The following is a 20799-nucleotide window of genomic DNA, read 5'->3' as shown; positions in this document are numbered from 1 at the left end:
TAATCCCAGGCCTATCGTCCAGTTGAAAAACGATTGCCCCGCCAAGATACGGAGCAATCGACCCGGCGAAACCACAGGATTCAGCGCGACATCAGCACCGGTACAGTCATCGATTGCAGGAGGATATGGGTGACACCCCCAAACAGCCGCTCGCGAATGCGTGCATGGCTGTAGGCGCCCATGACCAGCAGATCGGCTGCGAAATCGCTGCAACGGTTTTCGATCACAGCCGAGACCGCCAGCCTCTCGGGGTCTTGCGTGTTGGTCACGACAGACAATCCGTGCCGCGCCAACGCTTCGGCGATCCCCGCACTCGTCAGTTGCGCATTCGGAGAGCTGACATCATGCGGATCCACCGAGAATATCTCCACTTCATCGGCATTTTTCAGCAAAGGCAGAGCGTCGAAGATTGCCCGCGTCGATTCCCGCGAACCGTCCCAGGCCACAAGCACCCGCTTGAAAGGTTTTGCCTGCCTGGTGATCCACGGAACAAACAGCACTGGCCGGCCGCTTTCGAACAACACGTCATCGAGTTCACCGACCCGACCTGCGCCCGGCTGCGGTGCCACCACGAGATCCACAGTTCGGCAGGCATCGACCAACCCTTGGGACGCAGTGCCGCTTGTGCCGCGCACAGCCTGCCAGGTGGAGTTTGCCCCACTGAGACGGACCGCCTCGTTGAACATCGCCTCCAGTTCTTTTCTGCGCGTGGAGGCGGCCTCATATATGGCCGCGATGACGGAAGAATCCGGAAGGTCGAATGGCGACATGACGGGAGGAGGATCGATCACTTCGGCATGCAGACCCATGACGTGCGCGTCATGGTCAGCAGCAAGCCCCAGTGCAACATCCAGAACGATTCTGGCTGTTTCCTTATCATTGAGCACGACGGCGATCGTTTTGATGGTCATGAGAGTCTCCAAGGGTCAATCACTGATATGATCTTAACTTCTCTGAACAAAACGCACTTGACCTCGATCAAGTTCAGGCACGAGGAAATTCTCCTATTTCTTTCCTGCCGCTACCCTGGCGACCATTTCGCGAACGGCTGTTTCCACCCGATCGAGCACATCAACCTCCCTCGCCCGTATGACGATGTCTGTCGAATAGGACTGGCCATTGAATTTGGGGTATGAGCCGATAATCGTATCAGGATTGGCCCTCTGGATGGCCGCCAGAGGCTCGCCGATATCGCCTTCGCCAAACGGACAAGGAACCGAGCGGGACTGCATGCGTGTGCCGCTTCTGAGCTGGGGAAGCACGCCGTCCAGCATGGCCTGAAAAATGTTGGGCACTCCGGCCATCACATACACGTTGCCGATGACGAAGCCGGGTGCCGTCGACACGGGATTGTCGATATGACGGCTGCCCTCCGGCATCCGGGCCATGCGCTGGCGCGCCTCGTTGAATTCGATACCACGTCGCGCATACATGTCGCCAAGCAGACGCATCGCTTTTTCGTCATGAATCACGGGCAAGCCAAACGCCTTGCCAATGGCATCGGCAGTGATGTCATCGTGAGTCGGACCAATGCCACCCGATGTGAAGACGTAATCATAGCGGTCGCGCAGCGCATTAAGTGCAGCAGCGATGTCCGCCTCGTCATCGGCGACGATTCTGACTTCCCGGAGGTCGATTCCGGCCAGCGTCAGCATATCGGCGAGATGGCCGATATTCTTGTCCTTGGTGCGTCCCGAGAGCAGTTCGTCGCCAATCGCCAGCATCGCCGCCGTAACGGTAGTGTCTTCACTCATAGCGCTCATCTCCACTCTTCTCGACCCATAGCGTGCTGTGCGGCACTGGCGCTGTCAAGGCCGTCCGGGTCCGGATTTGTCGCCACTTCATTAATATTAGCAACTCCATTGTTCACTAATAGCGAACGATCAAGCCACAATTTGCTATCCTGTATTCCCGTTCCTGCTGACCTATATCGCTGTTGTCCTATTCAATAACGCCTCCCAAATGCGAAGGAATAACACGATGGCAAAAGTTCTCGTCCTCTACCACTCGGCCTACGGCCATATCGAAACAATGGCATACGCCGTAGCCGAAGGTGCGAAGTCCGCAGGTGCCGATGTTGTCGTGAAACGCGTACCGGAACTGGTTCCGGAAGAAGTCGCAAAGGCCTCCTACTTCAAGCTCGACCAGAAGGCGCCGATCGCTGACCCCAGCGAGCTCGACCAGTACGATGCGATCATCTTCGGTGCCGGAACGCGTTACGGCACGTTCGCTTCCCAGATGCGTAATTTCGTCGACCAGACCGGTGGCCTGTGGGCCAAGGGCGCGCTCGTCGGCAAAGTCGGCTCGGCCTTCACCTCGTCAGCGACCCAGCACGGCGGCCAGGAATCCACCCTGCTCGGCTTCGTTCCGACCCTGATGCACCACGGCATGGTCGTCGTCGGCCTGCCCTACGCTTTCCAGGGCCAGATGGGCCTTGAGGAAATCAAGGGTGGCTCGCCCTACGGCGCCTCCACGATCACTGGTGGCGACGGTTCGCGCCAGCCTTCCGAAGTCGAACTGGACGCCGCCCGCTTCCAGGGTGCGCATGTTGCCAAGATCGCCGCCAAGCTCGCCGGCTGATCCACGCGAGATCTGAAACGAAAAAACGGCGGCACGCCCCGGTGTGCCGCCATTTTCTATCGTCACCGGGGCAAACTCGGGAAACGGCCGGAAAATCACATTCCGGTTCACGCAGCAGGACGGTCTGCAAGGTTGTGTGCCGGGCTGGGCATCCAGCCATCGTGTCAAAGGAAAATCCGACTCGGCTAGGAACTGGCGTTGATACTTGGACCTTCGCCACGTATGGTCGCCCCCATGGCGATCAAATTTGCACCAAAAGAATCAGAACCTTCAAAATCGGATCCGAAGGTCAATCCTACCCCATCAAAGCCGGAGCCCGATTTCGAGCTCCAGCCTGCCGAAGAGCGCAAACCGCCAAAGGCACGCAAGCCGAAAGCGAAGGCGTCGTAAGGGCTGGTTGTGACCGCGGCTATCGGCAGCCACGACCTTAGGCTCTGGATGATCTGGTGGAATTGGCTAGAACACCCGTCAACATCGCGACAAAGCCCTCTGGCGAAGCCTGGAAGGGCGAGGTCCAATGCGGTCTGCGGTCGCCGCCGCACCGGTGATCGAACCGTGCGGGTGGGACCTCATTACACCGGCTACGTTAAGAACCAAGCAAAGATGACAAGGCATTTATAGCCATGGAAAGGGGTGTTCAGGAACAGCCGCAGTACGAAATCTGCAAAACGCCAGGTACATTCCTGCAAAACATCGGTTGACGGAATCGCCCAAGTGACTGATATCAAAGGCGCGCGGACGTGGCGGAATTGGTAGACGCAAGGGACTTAAAATCCCTCGGCCTTGGCTATACGGGTTCGATTCCCGTCGTCCGCACCATATTGCGCCGTCAATGCTGACCCGGAGCAATCTTTTCGTACATGACGGTGTGAATGCAGTCGCGACCGTCGAAGGGGTTCTTTGCTGGAGCGGATTTGTAGGTCAACTTTTGCCCATCCGTTTCTATAAACCGGACCTGCAGGGTGCCCTCCCATGTCTTGTTCCAACTCATGTCGAGGTGATGAACTACGCGATCATCTTCCACGACGTATGTTCCCGCATAGGCAAACATCGAATCGTAGAGCCGGATTTTTTCTTCGGCAGTGGGAACAAGGGTTGCAGGCGTGACACGATCCGCACGCAGGACGAGGACCATGACCCTACCGTCATCTGAATAGCTGATGATACCATGAGGATTCTCTCCCAAAGCGTCTTTCACTTCGCCGGTTTCAAGGGTCTCATACGTCCAGGTAATCATTCTCCATGACCCGAGCAGCAAGGTTTCCAATTGTGACATGACAATCACCTTTGCGAATGATGGAACTGGCAGAATAACAGCAAGCCTGGTCACTTTACCGCAAACCGCCTTTCGAATGCAGTCTCCCAAGCAGTTTTGTTGAATGTCGATCGATCGACGTCGTGACATAGGTTCCAGACAGCATGTCAAACTCCCATCGGGATCGCGAAGATGACAGCGTTCAATCAGGATCCTGGATTGCCCGAACCACTCCAGCTTCCGGGGTGAGATGGCACAGCCGGCCCCGGCGTTGATCATACCATGCGTGTTGGTGGCCTTGTCTCCACCTCATCGGTGATAAAGGCGCTTGTCATTCCGCCCGCCATGCTCGGATAACCGCGTCAGAATCGAGCGTGCCTGCAGGTGGGCGCCTGTTGTCGAAGAGATGACTGTTTCGCGCGTCATTCCCGCACGTAGAATGCAGCTGGAAAACCTGGGAACTGGCCGCCGTGTCATGCTCGTGAAGCTAGAAGGCGACCGCGTCACGCATACGGTTTCGTGTTTTTGGCCAATTGCCACTCACCTGTCGCATCCGGCTCGACGCGTTTATTGCCGCGGTAGAAGATGGGCTTGCCAGTCTTCTTGTCCATCGAAAAGCGGCTGGGCGCGTATTTTTCGTCCTCGCGGCCTTGAACGGCGAGGCCAAGCGCCTCCTTGAATTTACCGGCCTTGCATAAGCTGATGAAGAGAGCTTGATCCATTATTTGTTCCAGCGTCCTTTTGCCGCCCATGATATTCCGACCGAGTCGGATGACTGGGCCACATGCATGTGGTTTCCTATTAATTACAAATCGAGGCCCAATTAGGCGACAATTCATTTCAGTTCCGTGAATTCAATAGTCTGCCATATGCTTTCGGGGCATGGTGTGCGAGCACTTTTCGCCATTTCGGAAAGCAAGGGATCGAGCGGCCGCATTGTCTACCGAGACAGCGCCTGTTGGTCCAGGACATCCCCGAGACGCGCCAGGGGCTCCCGCATTCTTTCTGCCGACACTCCGGTAAAGCCAAGAAGCAATCCCCCTCTTGCAAGCGAACCGCCCCCATAATCGGACAGCGGATAAGATCTAACCCCTGCGCTTTCCGCCGTCGCATGTATCCGTCTGTCATCGACGCCCGGCTTCAGCCAGGCAAGTACGTTCATGCCGCTTGTCGGGGCGCTCATCTCGACATGCTCGCCGAGCTCCTGCCGGGCGATATGGAGAAACGCCGCGCTGCGCTCGGCGTAGAGCTCCCGCGTTCGGCGCAAATGCGTCACGAAGTGTCCACCATCGATGAACCGCGCCAGCGCCGCCTGCATTTCAACCGGAACGCTTCGGGAAACCAGGCTCGAAAGATCGCGAAACACACCGACCAGTTGTGGTGGCAGAACCAGATAGCCGATGCGAATTGCCGGGTAGAGGGCCTTGCTGAACGTGCCGACATAGATGACGCGGCCGGCAGTATCGATGCTGCGAATGGAGGCGAGTGGTCTGCCCACATATCTGAACTCGCTGTCATAGTCGTCTTCGATGATCCATGCGGCACGACTTTGCGCCCAGGAGAGCAAGGCCAGACGTCTTGGCAGGGACATCGTGGTGCCGAGCGGATGCTGCCGCGATGGCATCGCGAAAACCAGTCTCGCGTCGGGAGCCTTACCGATGGCGTCGGCCACCATCATCCCCTCGTTGTCGGAGCCTATGTCGACGACATCCAGTCCCAGGACCTTGAAAAGATTGCGCACCGCGACTGGACCCGGGTTTTCAAGCCAGACCTTGTCGCCAGGATCGGCCAGCAACATTGCGGCAAACGAAAATGCCGCATGAGCCCCGGATGTGATGATGATCTGATCGGGGTCGCAGGCGTCGCCACGCTGCAGGCCCAGATATTGCGCGATGCAGCGTCTGAGCGGCAGGAAGCCTGCAGGATCGCTGTAGCCCATGTCGCTTGCGGTATTTGCACCGGGGCTGGTCCAGCACTTGCGCCAATTAGCCCAGGGAAAGGCGTCGAACGCAGGAAAGTTCGGCAGGAAAGGCGCATAAGTGGCAGCCCCGAGCCCGGCCGGCACCGATTGTATCGACGTCCCGATCCGCGAAAGGCCCGCAAGCTGAATGTTGTCGACAGACGCCTGGGTGGAATGCAGGTCGAATGTCGGGAGCGCCTTGGGAATATCATGGGCAACAAATGTGCCCGCGCCTTGCCTGGCCTCAAGATAGCCCTCGAACTGCAACGCTTCGAGAACCTGCACCACAGTCGGCCGCGCCAGCCCGAGTTCCGCGGCAAGAATACGGCTGGATGGAAGCCTGACGCCCCTCTGCAGGTCGCCTTTCAGGATCGCCGAGCGGATTTGTTCCTCGAGTTGTCGATAGACCGGCGTTGCCGATGCCCGATCGATCGAAAATGAGGATAGCAGTGCGCCCTGTCGCCGCCGAACCATGTCGCCTCCAAAGTGGTATAGTCCATTCTATCAGAGTGGACATTTTATAGATAGCCAGTTTGGAGAAGAGTACTGATATCCAAGGAGCTTGCGATGCTTGATGGCAATAAAACCCTAGTCGCGTTGGACCGCCTCCAGCTTACGCGTCTGATCGCGCGGATCGACGCGATTCCGCTCTTCGCGCACAGTTATTCGCATCACCTGAACATGCGATTTGGCGACACGAGTCCCGCCGATATGCTTTCCTTCGCTCATAGTCACGGGCTTTCCGGCCTATGCATCCACGTCGATGATGGAGAGGGCCGAAGCCTTTCGGCCATGAGCCCGCAAGAACGTTCGAAGTTCGGTTCTGACGCCATTGAGCTGAATCTCACTATTCATGTGGAAACGAGTTCGACTTCGCGTGCCGACCTTGCGGATGCGATTGCCGTGGCAAACGATATCGGCGCACGCTCGATCCGCTGCTATCCCCGATACGAGGGATCCGTCTCGTCTGTCATGACCCGAACGATCGAGGATTTCGGCCATCTGGATCAGCTCGATCCCCAGCAGCGTCTGCGGTTTACGCTGGAACAACATGAAGACCTCAAATCATACGAACTGGCCGCGATCGCCAGACAGTCAGGCAACCCGCGCCTCTCTCTGCTCTTCGATTTCGGCAACATGATCAACGCCTATGAGACGCCGGATGCCGCCTTGGAGGCAATGGCGCCGCTGGTGACCGAGGTTCACATCAAGGATGTGAAAGCCGGCGAGGATCGGGGCGGCTGGTCGCAGATCGCCTGCAGATCGGGGGAAGGTATGATCGACTTCCCCGAAATGCTCTGCAAGCTGCTGCTGCTGGGGTCAGATCAGGCCCAGATCGGTGCGTTTGCGCTCCAGGAGGAAAACGGCATGCTGTCGCCGGCCTTCCGCTTCCCTGACGAGGGCGCTGATCCTTTCATACCCTGGCGCGCACCCAGCACCACCGAACCACCCGCAGACGAACCGTTGATGGTGCGGCTGGAGCAGGAACGCCAGGATGCAGCGAGACAAGTAGATTATGTGCGAGGCGTGCTCGCGGATCTGCGCGAAGCGGCGGTCATTCGTCTCGCCTGTTGACCCAATCAGTCCAAGAAGGATACCGGCCATGTCCGACAAAGCAGCTCCCCCTACCGAGAATTCCACCTATTGGCCGATCAATTCATCGTCGACGCCACGCTTTGCAGGGCTGGTCAGCTTCTTCCGGCTCCCTACAATGACAGACCCTTCGGCGGTCGATATTGCGCTCGTCGGCCTGCCCTGGGATGGCGGCACGACAAATCGGGCCGGTACGCGGCACGGCCCCCGCGAGGTGAGAACGCAGTCTACCTTGCTGCGGCCCTATCATCACGTGACCCGCACCTCGCCCTATGAGCATTGTCGTGTCGCCGATCTCGGCGATGCGCCAGTCAACCCGCTCGACATCACAGATACGTTGCGACAACTGGAAGCACACTATGCCACGCTCCATGGCGCGGGCGCGGTGCCGATCACGGCTGGCGGCGATCATCTCATTACCTTGCCGATTCTGCGCGCCCTCGCCAAAGACGGCCCCGTCGGGTTGATCCAGTTCGATGCGCATGCCGATGTCAACGACAGCTATTTCGGCGGCCAGCGCTACAGCCATGGCACACATGTGCGTCGCGCCATCGAAGAGGGCCTCGTCGATCCGAAGCGTACGGTCCAGATCGGCATTCGTGGCACGCGCTACAGTCCAGATGGCGAAGACTTTTCCGCCGAGCACGGTATTCGGACGATCAACATCGAAGAAGTTTTCAGCCTGGGAACGAAGGGGGTCATTGAGGAAATCCGCCGCGTCGTCGGCTCCGCCCCCACCTATCTGACCTTCGATGTCGATGGCATCGATCCGGCATTTACCCCGGGAACTGGAACGCCCGAGGTGGGCGGATACTCGGTCTTCGAAGCCCAGCAAATGGTGCGTGGTCTAGCGGGCCTCGATATCATCGGCGGTGACGTGGTCGAGGTCTCTCCTCCCTTCGATCCGTCAGGGGTTACGGCGCTCGTCGGCGCCACCATGATGTTTGAAATCCTGTGCGTCACTGCACAGGCGACTGTAGCCCGCAAGGAAAAATTGCGGCGCTGAAGACGCCCGGCAGGAGCAATGTCTCCAGGTTGCCGGGCAGAAAAGTGCGTGGTCACAAGGGTGTTACATATAGGGGATAGGCACTCGCGCGACCGACAACACAAGAGACGTTGAAACCTGAGAGGATTTGGAAATGACCCGTTCAACACTGAAGAAGACTGGTGCGGCACTTTTGTCCGCCATGCTTGCGACCACCGCATTTTCTGGCGTTTCACATGCTGCGGGCCTCGATGAGCTTGCCGCAGCCGCCAAGAAAGAAGGGCAACTGACAGTTATCGCCCTTCCCCATGACTGGTGCAATTACGGCGAAGTCATAAGCAGCTTCAAGGCGAAATATCCGGAAATCACCATCAACGAACTCAACCCGGACGGCAGTTCGGGCGATGAACTTGAGGCGATCCGCGCCAACAAGGGCAACACAGGACCGCAAGCACCTGACGTTATCGACGTTGGCCTGGCCTTTGGCCCTCAAGCCAAGGCTGAAGGACTGGTCCAGCCCTACAAGGTGGCAACCTGGGACGAAATCCCGGCCGATATCAAGGATGCCGACGGCTACTGGTTTGCCGACTATTACGGTGTCATGGCCTTCGGCGTGAACAAGGATCTGGTGAAGACGACCCCGACGGACTGGAAGGATCTTCTCAAGCCGGAATATGCAAACTCGGTTGGACTGACGGGTGATCCGCGCGCTTCGGCCCAGGCAATCCTGGCAATCATGTCGGCCGGCATCGCGCATGGCGGCAAGCCTGGAGATTCGGGCGCAGCAAAGGGTCTGGAATTTTTCGCCGAACTGAACAAGGCGGGCAACTTTGTTCCGGTCGCCGGCAAGACCGCCACGATCGCCCAGGGTCAGACGCCAATCGTCGCGGCCTGGGATTACAATCTTCTCTCCTGGCGTGACAATCTCAACGGCAATCCCCCGATGGACGTTATCGTTCCGGCATCCTCTTCGCTCGCCGGCGTCTATGTCCAGGCGATTTCGGCTTACGCGCCCCATCCGAATGCGGCAAAGCTCTGGCTGGAACACCTCTACTCGGATGAAGGCCAGATCGCCTGGCTGAAGGGCTATTGCCACCCCGCGCGTTTCACATCGATGGCAGCAGCCGGCAAGATCCCCAAGGACCTGCTCGACAAGCTTCCGCCGGCCGAGGCCTATGAAAAGGCAATCTTCCCGACAATCGAGCAGTTGGAAATGAACAAGAAGACCGTGACGGAAGGCTGGGACAAGGTCGTCGGCGTGTCGGTCAACTAAGCCAATTTCGGTTGGTCTGACGTCTTGTCTTTATAGGCGGAAAAGACCTTCGAAGGTCACAGGTACTGACAAGGCAGACCCCGGATAGAATCGGGGCCTGCCTCTCTTGTTTCAAGCGTCCAGCCCGTTTGCTTGCGTGCAAGGCGACGATCTACCAGGCCGCCGCGACAAATGCAGCTCCTTACGCTTAAGCCTGCCGCTCCAGCAGCATCGCCAGCACGGCCTCCGATGATGGTATCCTCCGCATCAACGACGCCGACCGGACCTGAAGCCGACAAGATTTACTCGGCGACATCGATCACTTTTGCGCCAGCCGGAACGCATCTGCTGATGCCGGCAACCTCCCCGTCCCGCACCGCCAGCGATCCGATGGTGATCACGCTCGATCGCCTGACATTCTTGGTGAAATTGGCGATATAGGCGTCTTTTTCCCTTGAACGACTGGAACAGGTAACGTCCGCATGGACCGGACAGCGATCACTCGATGGTCCTTGCCGCATCGAGCATTTCGATGACTTCGGCATCGGAAAGCTGGGCGAAGTTGTGGTAGTGGAGGTTGATTGCTCCCATACGGCCCAAAGCCTCCAGGCACACGAATTCATCGACATCCAGTTTCAAATCCTCGACCACGGATTTCGGAGCGACGGGCACGGCGACGACGATCCTGGAAGGCTTTGCGGTCTTGAGTCGCGCCAGAGCGGCTCGGAGCGTGGCACCTGTCGCGATACCGTCGTCAACGACCACAGCGACTTTGCCCTGCACAGGAAGCGACGAGCGTTCGCCGCAGTAGAAGCGGCGCCGGCGCTCGATCTCGGCGAGTTCTCTGACGACGACGCGTTCGAATGTTTCTTTCGATATGCGCAACAGTCGCAGGACGTCCTCATTGCGAACGATAGTGGGGGTGTCGCCGTCGATGACAGCGCCCATGGCGAGTTCCGGCTGGCCGGGGACGCCGAGTTTCCGTACCACCAGCAAGTCCAGCGGTGCGGAAAGCTTGAGCGCTATCGGAAGGGCAACCTCCACGCCGCCCCGCGGCAGAGCGAGGATGATGACATCGTCGTGGCGATATTTCGCCAGTTTTTCGGCCAACCGGTTTCCGGCGTCACTGCGATCCAGGAACGACATGGCTCGCCTCCGTAATTAGATCCGATGCGCGCTTCAACTCGCTTCCGCAAGTCCATGCAGGCAGTGAATCATAAATCTGCGCAGGCAGCCATAAGTTTTGCAGCAGTCGGCCAGCTCATTCGCTGGCGATAACGCGGTTCATGGCGAGAGAGAACAGCTCCGCCTGCGAGGAAATGTTCAGCTTACGGTAGATATGGCGTCGATGCACTTTGACGGTGTCGACGCTGATCCCCAGAAGCAGGGCTATCGACGGCGAAGAATGGCCGCGCAAGATGAGGTTGGCGATTGCGGTTTCCCGCTGGGTCAGGGCGTCGTCGTCGCCAAACTGCAGTTCCATACCTGCCTTGCCCGGATTGGGCATGACACCTGGCTCAGCGCCGGCAGCCTGACCAATCGCAACATGCCGGCGCACCAGACTGGTGACCAGCGGCGCATAGCTGCGAAGTTCGCGGACGCTGGACGCAGACAGTGTTGGCGCACCAGTTCGGCGGGCGAGCGAGATGATCACCAGATCATCCGGTTTTATCCAGCAGAACACCCCCGCCTCGTCAACAAGCCCGGTCTGTACATAGTAGGTCCGGTGGTACTCGCTGGAGAAGAAACGGTCGGCGGCGAGATCCCGAAGCGTATGCACGCCGCCGGGCTTCCGCTCGAGATAGGCCAGGTAGAAGGGATCCAGCAGATAGGCACGCGTCCGGTACTGGCGAAAATCGCTGCGCGAAAGTTGATCGCGGTAATCGCTGAAGACGAAGGCCGGCTCCCGGCGAGCCTGATAGCGGAAAACCACAGCTCCGTGGTTTTCCAACAGAGCACCGATACCCAGCGTCAACCTGTCCCAAAAAAGCGGCGTGCCGAGCGCCAGGATCGCATCCGCAAGCCCCGCGACCCATGGCTGGGGTTCTGATTGAGCATCTGTCCGGGAACTATTCATGCGGAATGGGCACAGCGAACACAAAGCCGACGCACCCTCCTTGGGCGCGTCGGCAGATTATCAGATGCGCATGCCGGCGCAAGGCAGACGCCTCAACTCAGGCGAACACCTTCGCGCGTCAGATCATCGGCAACAACGCTGATCGACGTGGCCAGCGCATCGACCAGCACGTCGATCTCCTGTCGCGTCAGCGTCAATGGCGGAGAGAGCACGTTGAGATGGCCGATGGGACGCACGAGCACGCCGCGCTTCTGGCACTCGGATGCAATACGCTTGCCGATCGCGATCTCGGGCGCCAGCAACGCTTTCGTGCCCTTGTCGGCTACATTCTCCACACAAAGCATGAAGTGGCTGCCGCGAACATCGCCGACCAGGGGCAAAGCCTGAAGCTCCTTCAGACGTGTTTCGAAATAGGGGCCCACCTCCCTGACATGGCCGCACAGATCCTCGCGCTCCATGATCTCGATATTCTTCAATCCAGCCGCACAGCAGACCGGATGGCCGGAATAGGTAAATCCGTGGGTGAACATTGCCCCTTCGGCTTGTGGCACGCTGAGGACATCGTAGAGCTCGTCCGAGATGATGGTCGCCGACAGCGGCGCATAGGCCGACGAAAGGCCCTTGGCCGAGGTGATGATATCCGGCACCATGTCGAACACGGATTCCGATGCGAAGAAATGCCCGAGGCGTCCGAAGGCAGTGACCACTTCGTCGGCGACATAGAGAACGCCAAACTCCCGGCAGACATCGGCCATCCGGCGATGGTAGCCCTTGGGCGGCACCACGACGCCCCCCGCCCCCTGGATTGGCTCGGCGAAGAAGGCGGCGACATTTTCAGCGCCCAGTTCCTCGATCTTGGCCCGGAACTCGCCGATAAGATGTTCGAGAAACTCTGCTTCCGACATGCCCTCCGGCCGCCGGTAGGTGTTGGGCGACGAGACCCGGTGGATCAGGCCATCGCCGACCAGGTCGAAACCAATATGATCAAAGGCCACGCCGGTCATCGACATGGTCAGGTAGGTGCTGCCGTGATAGCCGTCATGACGGGTGATGATCTTCTTCTTCGATCGCTGGCCCAGGCGATTGAAATAGAAATGGATCATTCGCACCGCAGTGTCATTGGCGACCGATCCTCCGGAACCGTAGAAAACGTGGTTCAGCGAACCCGGCGCAAGTTCGGCGATCTTGGCAGCCAGTTGCGCGGCCGGTACCGAGGTATGATGCCCGAAGGACGAGTAGTAGACCATCTGTCGAGCCTGCTGCGCCATCGCCTCGGCCATCTCCTCGCGGCCGTATCCGATATTGACGCACCACAACCCGCCGATGCCGTCCAGATAGCGCCGCCCTTCGCCATCGACGACATAAGCGCCCTCCGCGCCGGTGAATATCATGGATCCGGTGTCCTTGAAGCTGGCGAAATCCGTGAACGGATGAAAGTGATGCTTCAGGTCCTGTTGTCTTATGGTCGTCAGATCGTAGTTGGGGCGAGCGGTCATCGAGTTCTCCTCAGATTGCGATCGCACCATTCTGCGTGAAGATTTAGCGCGTTGAATAACCCCAAGGAGTAGTACGATAGAGATGGCGCCGGCCCGCTATCGCCACAGCGATGCCCTCGCTAGGTTGCCAGTTGCGCTGTCGAGCACTCATAGAGCATGGCGCCGGTGGAATCGTCCATGCCGGCAAGGCTGACGTCGTAACCCCAGAGTCGGTGGACATGCAGCAAGGTAGCGTCGCGGCCCTCCTGTTCCAACAGAATTCCGTTCTTGACGCTATGCTTCAATCGCAGCTGCCTGTCTCCGAGCAGATCGACATCCACCACCTGGATATCCGGTTGGTTGGCCCCTACGTCGTAGCTGCGGGCAAGAGCTGCGCGCACCGCAGCATAGCCGCGCTCGTTATGGATCGCAGCCACTTCGCAATACTTGTCCATGGCCAGGTCCGAAAGCTGAAACAACCGGAATTTGCGGATCACCGTCGGGCTCAGATATTGCAGCATGAATGACTCGTCGCGGTGATTGGCCCATGCATCAAGCAGCGTGCCGCGAACATCACCGTTGCCAGCAAAGGATGGAAACCAATCGCGGTCTTCCGCGGTCGGATTCGTGCATATCCGCTCGATGTCCTGCATCATTGCAAAGCCGAGCGCATAGGGATTGATCCCCGAAAAACGCGGATCGTCGAAGTCCGGCTGGAAGACGACGTTGGCGTGGCTTGCCAGCAATTCCAGCATGGCACCCTCGCTGATCTTGCCCTGATCGAAGAGCCTGTTGATGATGGTATAGTGAACGAAAGTCGCGCATCCCTCGTTCATCACCTTGGTCTGGCGTTGCGGGTAAAAATACTGGGCGATAACGCGTACAATTCGCAGGATCTCCCTTTGCCAGGGCTCAAGAATAAGGCTGTGCTTCTCCAAGAAATAGAGCAGGTTCTCCTCGGGCAAGTTGAGGACCTTCTTGCGCTCGGAAACCTGTCGCTCAACTTCTTCCAAATCGGGACTTTCGGCCGCCAGCGGCAGCGTCCGCCATAAATCGCTATAGGTCTGCTCTTCATAGTCCAGCCGCTCCCGGGCTCGCTCCCTGACTTTCTCCGACGACATGCGCGGTGGCCGGCGATAATGGAATACACCGTGGTCCATCAGCGCATGTGCCGAGTCGAGAATTTCCTCCACCGCCTCGATGCCATGCCGCTCCTCGCATCGGGAAATGTATTTTTTGGCAAAATCCAGATAGCCGAGGATGGCGCTTGCATCCGTCCACTGTCGAAACAGATAGTTGTTCTTGAAGAAATGATTGTGTCCGAATGCAGCATGGGCCGTGACAAGCGCCTGCATTGCCATGGTATTTTCTTCCATGAGGTAGACGATGCAGGGATTGGAGTTGATGACCAGTTCATAGGCAAGGCCGCGGCGTCCCTTCCGGTACAGGTGATCCTCGTAGACGAAGCGCTTTCCGAACGACCAGTGCTGATACATCAACGGCATGCCAACCGAGGAATAGGCATCGAGCATCTGTTCGGAGGAAATGATTTCGAGCTGGTTCGGGTAAACGTCCAGCCCCATTTCTTCGAGTGCGATCTTCTCTATGGCGTCATAAGCGCGTGACAGCGTCGCGAAATTCCAGTCTGAGCCGTGAAACAGCAGCCCTGAGGTTGCTCGTTTTGCCATCGCGCTCATCCCTCACTTGTATAGATGCATGGCTGGCTGCCGCGTAAAGAGCTTGCGGAAAACCGGATAGATATCGGAGGGCCTCGCAATTCGAGCCATCTGAAAGTTCTGTATTCGTCCATCCACCGTGCGGTAGGAACGCCAGAGCGAAGTGCCGTTGTCGGTCGCTCCGAATATCTCGCTCTCGCGCTCGTCGATAATCTCGACATAGGCGTAATACTGGCAGAGCTGCATCAGCGGTCCAGCAAGAAGTTCGGCGCAGCGCTCGGAATCGCCGTTGGCGTTGTCCCCATCGGATGCCTGGGCGGCATAGATGTTCCAGATGTGGGGGGGATAGCGCTCAGCGATAACACGTTGCATCTCCTCCAATGCCGTCGAAACGACGGTGCCGCCACTCTGCTTGCTATAGAAGAACGTCTCCTCGTCGACCTCGTGTGCTTCGTCGGTATGCCTGATGAACACAATGTCGATCCGCTCGTAGCGTCGTTTGAGGAAAAGGTGCAGCAAGACGAAAAAGCGCTTGGCGAGATCCTTCTCGCGCTCCCCCATCGAAGCCGACACATCCATCAGGCAGAACATCACTGCGCTGGCATTGGGCAGAGGCTGGCGCTCGAACCTGTTGAAGCGCACGTCAACGGGATCGACATAGGCAATGCGGCGGTGTCGACGTTCGAGCTTTTCGAGTTCTTCGTACAAGCTAGACAGTTGCCGGCGCTGCTGGGCAGATAGCTTTTCTTCCTTCTCCAGCAGAGCGATCTCGTCTGCGATTGCCTTGATTTCCTTGTCGCGCGGGCGATGCAAGGCAACGCGTCGTCCGAAGCTGTTGCGCATGGTTCGGCCGACATTGATATTGGTCGGTGTGCCTGCAGTGGTAAAGCCGACGCGGCGCGGCTTGAAGATCACCGTTTCCCGCAGGTTCAGCTTGACCATATCGGGAAGTTCCAGATCCTCGAAGAAAAGATCGAGTACTTCCTCGCGCGACAGCAGGAATTGAAAATCATCCTCGCTCTCGCCTTGTCCGGCTCCGCCACGACCACCGCCTCCGCCAGCGCCGTCAGGCTTCAGCAGTCGATCGCCTGGTGAAAACTCCTTGTTGCCGGGCAACACATATTGCCGCTCACCGCTATTGGCCGCCGGTTGGAAGGTCGGTTCCCCCGCCCCCCGCTTCGGCATGGGTACGCCATGGGCCGCGTCCACGTCGATGATCCTGTCGGACTTGACCTGATCCCTTATTGCCCGCTTGATTTCATCGCGGGCTCGCTTGAGAAAACGCTGTCTGTTGCCAAGGCTCTTATCCTTGGGATTCAGCCGGCGGTCGATGAAATTCGGCATCTGCCATTCCCCGCTTCGGCATCGTTAACCGGCTTTGTTGACCCGCATATACCAATCGACGAGCCGTCGGACCTGACGTACCGTGTAGCCGCGCTCCGTCATGCGTTGGACGAATTCGGCATGTTGTTTTTCAGTGGAACTGTCCTTCTTTGAACCGAAGCTGATAACCGGCAGCAAATCTTCGACCTGGCCGAACATACGCTTCTCGATCACTTCCCGTAGCTTTTCATAGCTCGTCCATGAGGGATTCTTGCCATTGTTCCTGGCGCGAGCACGCAAGGTGAACTTCACCACTTCGTTGCGGAAGTCCTTGGGATTGGCGATGCCCGCAGGCTTTTCGATCTGCGACAGCTCGCTGTCGAGAATCTCCCGGTTGAGGATTTGACCCGTATCGGGATCCTTGAAGTCCTGATCCTCAAGCCATGCATCGGCATAGGCAATATAGCGGTCGAACAGGTTCTGACCGTATTCGCTGTAGGACTCCAGATATGCTTTCTGGATTTCGTGGCCGATGAATTCGGCATAGCGGGCAGCGAGCTCGGACTTGATGAAGTCAAGATAGCTCGCCTCAGTCTCCTTGGGGAACTGTTCGCGCCGGATTGCCTGCTCCATGATATACATAAGATGGACGGGATCGGCGGCAACCTCCTTGGTGTCGTAGTTGAAGGTTTCCGACAAAACCTTGAAGGCAAACCGTGTGCTCACCCCCGTCATGCCCTCGTCGACCCCCGCCACATCGCGATATTCCTGCAGCGACTTCGATTTCGGGTCGGTATCCTTCAGGTTCTCGCCGTCGTAGACCCGCATCTTGGTATAGGTCGGTGAGTTCTCATGGCGTGCCAACCTAGTCGACACAGTGAAGCGGCTGAGATTCTCCAGCACTTCCGGCGCGCAAGGGCTACTGGACAACTCGCTCTCACGAAGCAGTTTCTCATAAATCATCCGTTCTTCGGTGACGCGCAGGCAATAAGGAACCTTGACCACGAGAATACGGTCGAGGAAGGCTTCATTGTTCTTGTTGTGCTTGAATTGCAGCCATTCGGACTCGTTAGAGTGCGCAAGCACAATACCCTGGTAGGGGAAGCCGCCGAAATTCTCCGTGCCGTTGTAGCTGCCTTCCTGGGTGGCTGTCAGCAGAGGATGCAACACCTTGATAGGCGCCTTGAACATTTCCACGAACTCCAGGAGCCCCTGGGTGGTCCGGTTGAGGCCACCGCTATAGGAATAGGCATCCGGATCTGCCTGGCTGAAGTTTTCCAACTGCCGGATATCCACCTTGCCGACCAGCGCCGAGACGTCCTGGTTGTTTTCATCGCCCGGTTCGGTCTTGGCGATAGCCACCTGACGCAACCGTGACGGTATCAGCTTCACGACGCTAAATTTGGAAATATCGCCACCGATTTCGTCAAGGCGCTTGGTCGCCCAAGGTGAGATCAAGCCGGTAAGCCTTCGCCGGGCTATGCCGTATTTATCCTCGAGAAGATCGGCCATACGCTCGGGATGAAAAAGGCCCAGGGGGGATTCGAATATCGGGCTGATCTTGCCATCGATGGCCAGGGTGTAGATTGGAAGATATTCCATCAATTTCTTGAGCCGCTCGGCAAGTGAGGACTTACCGCCACCGACGGGCCCAAGCAGGTAAAGAATCTGCTTGCGTTCTTCGAGCCCCTGCGCGGCATATCTGAAATAGCCGACGATCCGTTCGATCGTGTCTTCCATTCCATAGAAATCGGAAAAAGTGGGATAGACCTTGATGGTCCGGTTCGCAAAAATTCGCCCCATGCGCTCGTCAGTACTCGTATCGACCAGCTTGGGATCCCCGATGGCCGCAACCATCCGCTCCTGCGCTGTCGCGTACATGCTCTTGTCGTCGCGGCAGGCCAGCAGATACTCTTGTAAACTTAGCTCTTCTTGTGCTGCACTCGTATAAATCTCCGAAAAGAGATCGAAAACGTCACATTCGCTCGTTTGCATGATGCTCTCCCGCGGCCGCTCGGTCGAGATGCGATCGCTGCATGACGGCCGCTAAGCTACAAACGATGCGCAAAACGAAAGGTTCCCAAAAATCGGCCGTGATTGTGGAAATTTTCCGGACGGCCAATTCGGATCAATCGGCCCTGACCAGTTGCAGGCAGAACAGTATACGGGTAGCCACAATTCTGTGGACAATTTCGCAACTGAAAAAATTTGCCTCATTTAAACCACAAAATCCGCTATAAAGCCGCCATCGACTTTTGCTTGTGACTTATCCAGAGATTAACCCCTCCGCCGATTTCCTCTCAATTTTCGACGCGCACCGCCACAGGGGCCTGCGCACTCGGTTTCTTTGAAAGGAAATCCCAATGAACACTGGTACAGTCAAATGGTTCAACGCCACCAAGGGCTTCGGCTTTATTCAGCCTGACAACGGCCAGCCGGATGTCTTCGTGCACATCTCGGCAGTGCAGCGCGCTGGCCTGCAGGGCCTCAACGACGGTCAGAAGGTTGAGTTCGAAATCGCTCAGGACCGTCGCACCGGCAAGAGCTCCGCAGAAAGCCTGCGCGCTCTGTAAAAATCATTCGCCCATGTTGACGGGATGTACTGGCAACACGTGGCTGAGTGAAATGGAAAGGTCGGGAAATCCCGGCCTTTTTTTGTTGTTCCATGGGTGCCGCTATTCCAGACCCTGCGAGCTGTTGGCAAGCTCATTGACGAACGTCACGGCAGTGCAATGACCGGATTGAAAGTGGAGGGCGAAATGGACGTTACCGCCTTCCTGAACGCATTACACTTCCGCCGCTGCGCACGCTGCGATCAACATTAGGTTGAGTATTTGAGGCGAATTGCTTGCTTTAGTCGCAGCATTGATGCATGGTCAATCCATCGGCAGCCAATTATCCGGGCGCTGCTGTGAGGGTGGCAGAAGTGCCCTAGCCCCAATAAAAGGAGGACGAAATGTCTTCCGCTCAATACAGACAATTTCTCAACCCCGCAGACCTGAGAATGTTGGACGATGCTCTCAAACTCGCTGGCATGGGCAACCATCACACGCCGGGGCAACAGGAAGTCCGCATGAAAGCCGCGCGATATTTGATTACGCGCTTTCAGCAGGGTGCAAGATCCCCTTCGGAACTCGCTCGCGAACTGCTTGCGCGCGCCGTAGAGCAACCGCGACCAACGGAAATTTCGGCAGTCAGCGAATCGAAGGCCGGCGCCCCGCCTTCATGGCACATCTTGGGACCCGAAAACCCCTTTGGCCCGTACAGGTTTGGTCGCCGCGTAGAAACTGACAGGACATGGACTATTTTTCATGTCTTTACCGGCGAACCTGCCCGGTATGGAACTTGGACGATGAAAGGCCTGAATGCAATGGACGCTTCAAGGGTGCTCCGGACGCTGAACACGCCTCTGACTGCAAATAGCTAGGATCGCAAAATGGATACGTTCGTCTACTATGGTACTACGCTCGCGGCTAAGAAATCGCATCCCCTTCCCACAACCAGGAAAAATAGCAGACCTATCAGACTGGCCACAAGAAAACGCAACGGCGGTGCCGCAGCGCTAATGGTTCTATCGATCATCTGGCTGCCGCTCGCGCGACTGTAATGGCTGCTTTTTCAGCCGTGAGCAGGCGGCGGCGTTGACTGCCAGTGGGGTTCCCTCAGAACTTTAAAAAAGATATTCAAGGCATTGTTTGTTTAGCTATTTTCTGTCGATATGACTTTGTGCGGCCCAAGCCATCAACCTGCCTCCAGCCAACATTTTCGATGAAAATGGCCATGAGAGGATAGCAAATCCATCAGTGGAAGTCGGCAACGGTCAACGTACAAATCGTATGTGAATGCCCCCGATTGTACGCTTTCCTGGCAACTGACAGTATCTCGTCCCGGCAATCGTCGAAAGTGATCAGCAGATCCGATTCCGCGAAGGCGCTACGCGTCGATAATTTCCTCAATACGTCAGCCTCAATGTAAAACTGAACCTCGAAAACCCCATCATAGCCGGCGAACCGCACACGGTTGCCCGTCTGGTCAAAGCTTCGCATATGGTTGGGAAAAGAAAGTGGCACCGCACTCTCCTGTAAATCCGCGCGCAAGTTACGCATCTGATTATAGCACACTTCACCGGACAATGCTTGCCTGTTGCCGGCGCCAAAACCAGTGAGAGCCTAGGCAGCCTGCATTCGCAGATAATGTCAGGCTTGGGCAGAAATCATCCGCTCAGAGATGCTCCGGTGCGAGAATAGAGCTTGTCATCGCCGGAACCATCGGATGAAAGCTCAAGATTTTTCCACTCCGCATCAAGCGTATTGTAGGCCGCTTGCATCATGTCGACATCGTTGATCTGGCTGATTCCGGCCAGGGCGATCATCACATCGCCAATCTCGGCCACGACGTCTGTCGCCGGCCTGGAATAGATTGCCTTGGCCAGCCCACCAGCTTCATCAAGGGTCCCTCCCATCGCTCGATACAACTCTAGCGCATTTTCCAGAAAGCGGGTCCGTCTTTCGACAGTGTCCATTGCGACGGCCGCACCTGGACCTGCAACCAACAATTCAACCGCCCTGTTCTGAAACTCGCTCATCTTGTCCTCTCACCTCAGCTCCCGCAAGGGGCTGCTGC

The 20799-nt window shown here is 57.4% G+C and carries 20 protein-coding genes and 1 tRNA gene; 8 read left to right on the top strand and 13 right to left on the bottom strand.

Annotated elements, in window-relative coordinates; genetic code table 11:
- Window positions 1-80 precede the first annotated feature (80 nt).
- Together JJB09_RS17835 and JJB09_RS17830 are read right to left on the bottom strand one after the other, a co-directional pair.
- A complete protein-coding gene (locus JJB09_RS17835; RefSeq protein WP_201661192.1) occupies window positions 81-911 on the bottom strand; it encodes a universal stress protein in 831 nt (276 codons plus the stop codon).
- Window positions 912-1004: 93 nt separating this feature from the next.
- Window positions 1005-1754, bottom strand: coding sequence for a competence/damage-inducible protein A (locus tag JJB09_RS17830; RefSeq protein ID WP_201661189.1), 750 nt, complete (start codon window positions 1752-1754; stop codon window positions 1005-1007).
- 226 nt (window positions 1755-1980) lie between these two features.
- Here JJB09_RS17830 and wrbA point away from each other — a divergent pair, with 226 nt between their 5' ends.
- Complete coding sequence (gene wrbA, locus JJB09_RS17825; RefSeq protein WP_201661186.1) at window positions 1981-2580, top strand: NAD(P)H:quinone oxidoreductase type IV; 600 nt, start codon at window positions 1981-1983, stop codon at window positions 2578-2580.
- Window positions 2581-3314: 734 nt separating this feature from the next.
- Window positions 3315-3399 (top strand) — tRNA-Leu (locus JJB09_RS17820).
- A gap of 10 nt (window positions 3400-3409) precedes the next feature.
- Here JJB09_RS17820 and JJB09_RS17815 read toward each other — a convergent pair.
- The 3 genes from JJB09_RS17815 to pdxR all read right to left on the bottom strand — a co-directional run bounded on the left by JJB09_RS17815 (window position 3410) and on the right by pdxR (window position 6269).
- The gene (locus JJB09_RS17815; protein ID WP_201661183.1) at window positions 3410-3856 is read right to left on the bottom strand and encodes a lipocalin-like domain-containing protein; all 447 of its coding nucleotides are present in this window, start codon (window positions 3854-3856) and stop codon (window positions 3410-3412) included.
- A 482-nt stretch (window positions 3857-4338) separates the two neighbouring features.
- On the bottom strand, window positions 4339-4557 hold the full coding sequence (locus JJB09_RS17810; protein WP_201661180.1) for a hypothetical protein: 219 nt from the start codon (window positions 4555-4557) through the stop codon (window positions 4339-4341).
- A gap of 218 nt (window positions 4558-4775) precedes the next feature.
- A complete protein-coding gene (gene pdxR / locus JJB09_RS17805; RefSeq protein ID WP_201661177.1) occupies window positions 4776-6269 on the bottom strand; it encodes a MocR-like pyridoxine biosynthesis transcription factor PdxR in 1494 nt (497 codons plus the stop codon).
- Window positions 6270-6362: 93 nt separating this feature from the next.
- Between pdxR and JJB09_RS17800 the strand changes: the two genes are divergently transcribed.
- The 4 genes from JJB09_RS17800 (at window position 6363) to JJB09_RS17785 (ending at window position 10066) form a co-directional block, all read left to right on the top strand.
- On the top strand, window positions 6363-7370 hold the full coding sequence (locus JJB09_RS17800) for a sugar phosphate isomerase/epimerase family protein (RefSeq protein WP_201661175.1): 1008 nt from the start codon (window positions 6363-6365) through the stop codon (window positions 7368-7370).
- Between the two features lie 28 nt (window positions 7371-7398).
- Window positions 7399-8394: an agmatinase gene (speB, locus tag JJB09_RS17795; RefSeq protein WP_201661171.1), complete on the top strand. Its 996-nt coding sequence runs from the start codon at window positions 7399-7401 to the stop codon at window positions 8392-8394.
- A gap of 133 nt (window positions 8395-8527) precedes the next feature.
- Window positions 8528-9646: an ABC transporter substrate-binding protein gene (locus JJB09_RS17790; protein WP_201661168.1), complete on the top strand. Its 1119-nt coding sequence runs from the start codon at window positions 8528-8530 to the stop codon at window positions 9644-9646.
- A gap of 228 nt (window positions 9647-9874) precedes the next feature.
- Complete coding sequence (locus JJB09_RS17785; RefSeq protein ID WP_201661165.1) at window positions 9875-10066, top strand: hypothetical protein; 192 nt, start codon at window positions 9875-9877, stop codon at window positions 10064-10066.
- A gap of 57 nt (window positions 10067-10123) precedes the next feature.
- On the opposite strand, the gene JJB09_RS17780 is transcribed toward JJB09_RS17785, so the two are convergent.
- The 6 genes from JJB09_RS17780 to JJB09_RS17755 all read right to left on the bottom strand — a co-directional run bounded on the left by JJB09_RS17780 (window position 10124) and on the right by JJB09_RS17755 (window position 18171).
- On the bottom strand, window positions 10124-10771 hold the full coding sequence (locus JJB09_RS17780; RefSeq protein WP_201661163.1) for a phosphoribosyltransferase: 648 nt from the start codon (window positions 10769-10771) through the stop codon (window positions 10124-10126).
- 115 nt (window positions 10772-10886) lie between these two features.
- Window positions 10887-11702 (bottom strand): helix-turn-helix transcriptional regulator, encoded by an 816-nt coding sequence (locus tag JJB09_RS17775; protein WP_201661161.1) that lies wholly within the window; start codon window positions 11700-11702, stop codon window positions 10887-10889.
- A gap of 92 nt (window positions 11703-11794) precedes the next feature.
- Window positions 11795-13198 carry an aminotransferase gene (locus tag JJB09_RS17770; protein WP_201661159.1) on the bottom strand — a complete coding sequence of 468 codons (1404 nt, stop codon included), beginning with the start codon at window positions 13196-13198 and terminating at the stop codon, window positions 11795-11797.
- Between the two features lie 119 nt (window positions 13199-13317).
- On the bottom strand, window positions 13318-14865 hold the full coding sequence (locus JJB09_RS17765) for a SpoVR family protein (RefSeq protein WP_201661157.1): 1548 nt from the start codon (window positions 14863-14865) through the stop codon (window positions 13318-13320).
- 12 nt (window positions 14866-14877) lie between these two features.
- Window positions 14878-16197 carry a YeaH/YhbH family protein gene (locus JJB09_RS17760; protein WP_201661155.1) on the bottom strand — a complete coding sequence of 440 codons (1320 nt, stop codon included), beginning with the start codon at window positions 16195-16197 and terminating at the stop codon, window positions 14878-14880.
- Window positions 16198-16221: 24 nt separating this feature from the next.
- A complete protein-coding gene (locus JJB09_RS17755; RefSeq protein WP_201661153.1) occupies window positions 16222-18171 on the bottom strand; it encodes a PrkA family serine protein kinase in 1950 nt (649 codons plus the stop codon).
- A gap of 368 nt (window positions 18172-18539) precedes the next feature.
- Between JJB09_RS17755 and JJB09_RS17750 the strand changes: the two genes are divergently transcribed.
- Together JJB09_RS17750 and JJB09_RS17745 are read left to right on the top strand one after the other, a co-directional pair.
- Complete coding sequence (locus tag JJB09_RS17750) at window positions 18540-18749, top strand: cold-shock protein (RefSeq protein WP_201661151.1); 210 nt, start codon at window positions 18540-18542, stop codon at window positions 18747-18749.
- A 383-nt stretch (window positions 18750-19132) separates the two neighbouring features.
- On the top strand, window positions 19133-19603 hold the full coding sequence (locus JJB09_RS17745; protein ID WP_246748772.1) for a hypothetical protein: 471 nt from the start codon (window positions 19133-19135) through the stop codon (window positions 19601-19603).
- Between the two features lie 373 nt (window positions 19604-19976).
- On the opposite strand, the gene JJB09_RS17740 is transcribed toward JJB09_RS17745, so the two are convergent.
- Together JJB09_RS17740 and JJB09_RS17735 are read right to left on the bottom strand one after the other, a co-directional pair.
- Window positions 19977-20282, bottom strand: a complete 306-nt coding sequence (locus tag JJB09_RS17740) for a DUF1488 family protein (protein WP_210341770.1) — start codon at window positions 20280-20282, stop codon at window positions 19977-19979.
- A 107-nt stretch (window positions 20283-20389) separates the two neighbouring features.
- Complete coding sequence (locus JJB09_RS17735) at window positions 20390-20761, bottom strand: nucleoside triphosphate pyrophosphohydrolase family protein (RefSeq protein WP_201661149.1); 372 nt, start codon at window positions 20759-20761, stop codon at window positions 20390-20392.
- Between the last annotated feature and the right edge of the window lie 38 nt (window positions 20762-20799).

The organism is Phytoamicus setariae (assembly GCF_016722925.1).
GTDB classification, from domain to species: Bacteria; Pseudomonadota; Alphaproteobacteria; order Rhizobiales; family Rhizobiaceae; genus Rhizobium_E; species Rhizobium_E setariae.
The sequence above is the reverse complement of the archived record's forward strand: the minus strand, read 5'-3'. Positions and strand labels throughout refer to the sequence as shown.

What these genes read in the sequence shown, in the direction of transcription:
- JJB09_RS17835 (WP_201661192.1), bottom strand. Translation starts at nt 911, where the DNA reads ATGACCATCAAAACGATCGCCGTCGTGCTCAATGATAAGGAAACAGCC.
- JJB09_RS17830 (WP_201661189.1), bottom strand. Translation starts at nt 1,754, where the DNA reads ATGAGTGAAGACACTACCGTTACGGCGGCGATGCTGGCGATTGGCGAC.
- wrbA (WP_201661186.1), top strand. Translation starts at nt 1,981, where the DNA reads ATGGCAAAAGTTCTCGTCCTCTACCACTCGGCCTACGGCCATATCGAA.
- JJB09_RS17815 (WP_201661183.1), bottom strand. Translation starts at nt 3,856, where the DNA reads ATGTCACAATTGGAAACCTTGCTGCTCGGGTCATGGAGAATGATTACC.
- JJB09_RS17810 (WP_201661180.1), bottom strand. Translation starts at nt 4,557, where the DNA reads ATGGATCAAGCTCTCTTCATCAGCTTATGCAAGGCCGGTAAATTCAAG.
- pdxR (WP_201661177.1), bottom strand. Translation starts at nt 6,269, where the DNA reads ATGGTTCGGCGGCGACAGGGCGCACTGCTATCCTCATTTTCGATCGAT.
- JJB09_RS17800 (WP_201661175.1), top strand. Translation starts at nt 6,363, where the DNA reads ATGCTTGATGGCAATAAAACCCTAGTCGCGTTGGACCGCCTCCAGCTT.
- speB (WP_201661171.1), top strand. Translation starts at nt 7,399, where the DNA reads ATGTCCGACAAAGCAGCTCCCCCTACCGAGAATTCCACCTATTGGCCG.
- JJB09_RS17790 (WP_201661168.1), top strand. Translation starts at nt 8,528, where the DNA reads ATGACCCGTTCAACACTGAAGAAGACTGGTGCGGCACTTTTGTCCGCC.
- JJB09_RS17785 (WP_201661165.1), top strand. Translation starts at nt 9,875, where the DNA reads ATGATGGTATCCTCCGCATCAACGACGCCGACCGGACCTGAAGCCGAC.
- JJB09_RS17780 (WP_201661163.1), bottom strand. Translation starts at nt 10,771, where the DNA reads ATGTCGTTCCTGGATCGCAGTGACGCCGGAAACCGGTTGGCCGAAAAA.
- JJB09_RS17775 (WP_201661161.1), bottom strand. Translation starts at nt 11,702, where the DNA reads ATGAATAGTTCCCGGACAGATGCTCAATCAGAACCCCAGCCATGGGTC.
- JJB09_RS17770 (WP_201661159.1), bottom strand. Translation starts at nt 13,198, where the DNA reads ATGACCGCTCGCCCCAACTACGATCTGACGACCATAAGACAACAGGAC.
- JJB09_RS17765 (WP_201661157.1), bottom strand. Translation starts at nt 14,865, where the DNA reads ATGGCAAAACGAGCAACCTCAGGGCTGCTGTTTCACGGCTCAGACTGG.
- JJB09_RS17760 (WP_201661155.1), bottom strand. Translation starts at nt 16,197, where the DNA reads ATGCCGAATTTCATCGACCGCCGGCTGAATCCCAAGGATAAGAGCCTT.
- JJB09_RS17755 (WP_201661153.1), bottom strand. Translation starts at nt 18,171, where the DNA reads ATGCAAACGAGCGAATGTGACGTTTTCGATCTCTTTTCGGAGATTTAT.
- JJB09_RS17750 (WP_201661151.1), top strand. Translation starts at nt 18,540, where the DNA reads ATGAACACTGGTACAGTCAAATGGTTCAACGCCACCAAGGGCTTCGGC.
- JJB09_RS17745 (WP_246748772.1), top strand. Translation starts at nt 19,133, where the DNA reads ATGTCTTCCGCTCAATACAGACAATTTCTCAACCCCGCAGACCTGAGA.
- JJB09_RS17740 (WP_210341770.1), bottom strand. Translation starts at nt 20,282, where the DNA reads ATGCGTAACTTGCGCGCGGATTTACAGGAGAGTGCGGTGCCACTTTCT.
- JJB09_RS17735 (WP_201661149.1), bottom strand. Translation starts at nt 20,761, where the DNA reads ATGAGCGAGTTTCAGAACAGGGCGGTTGAATTGTTGGTTGCAGGTCCA.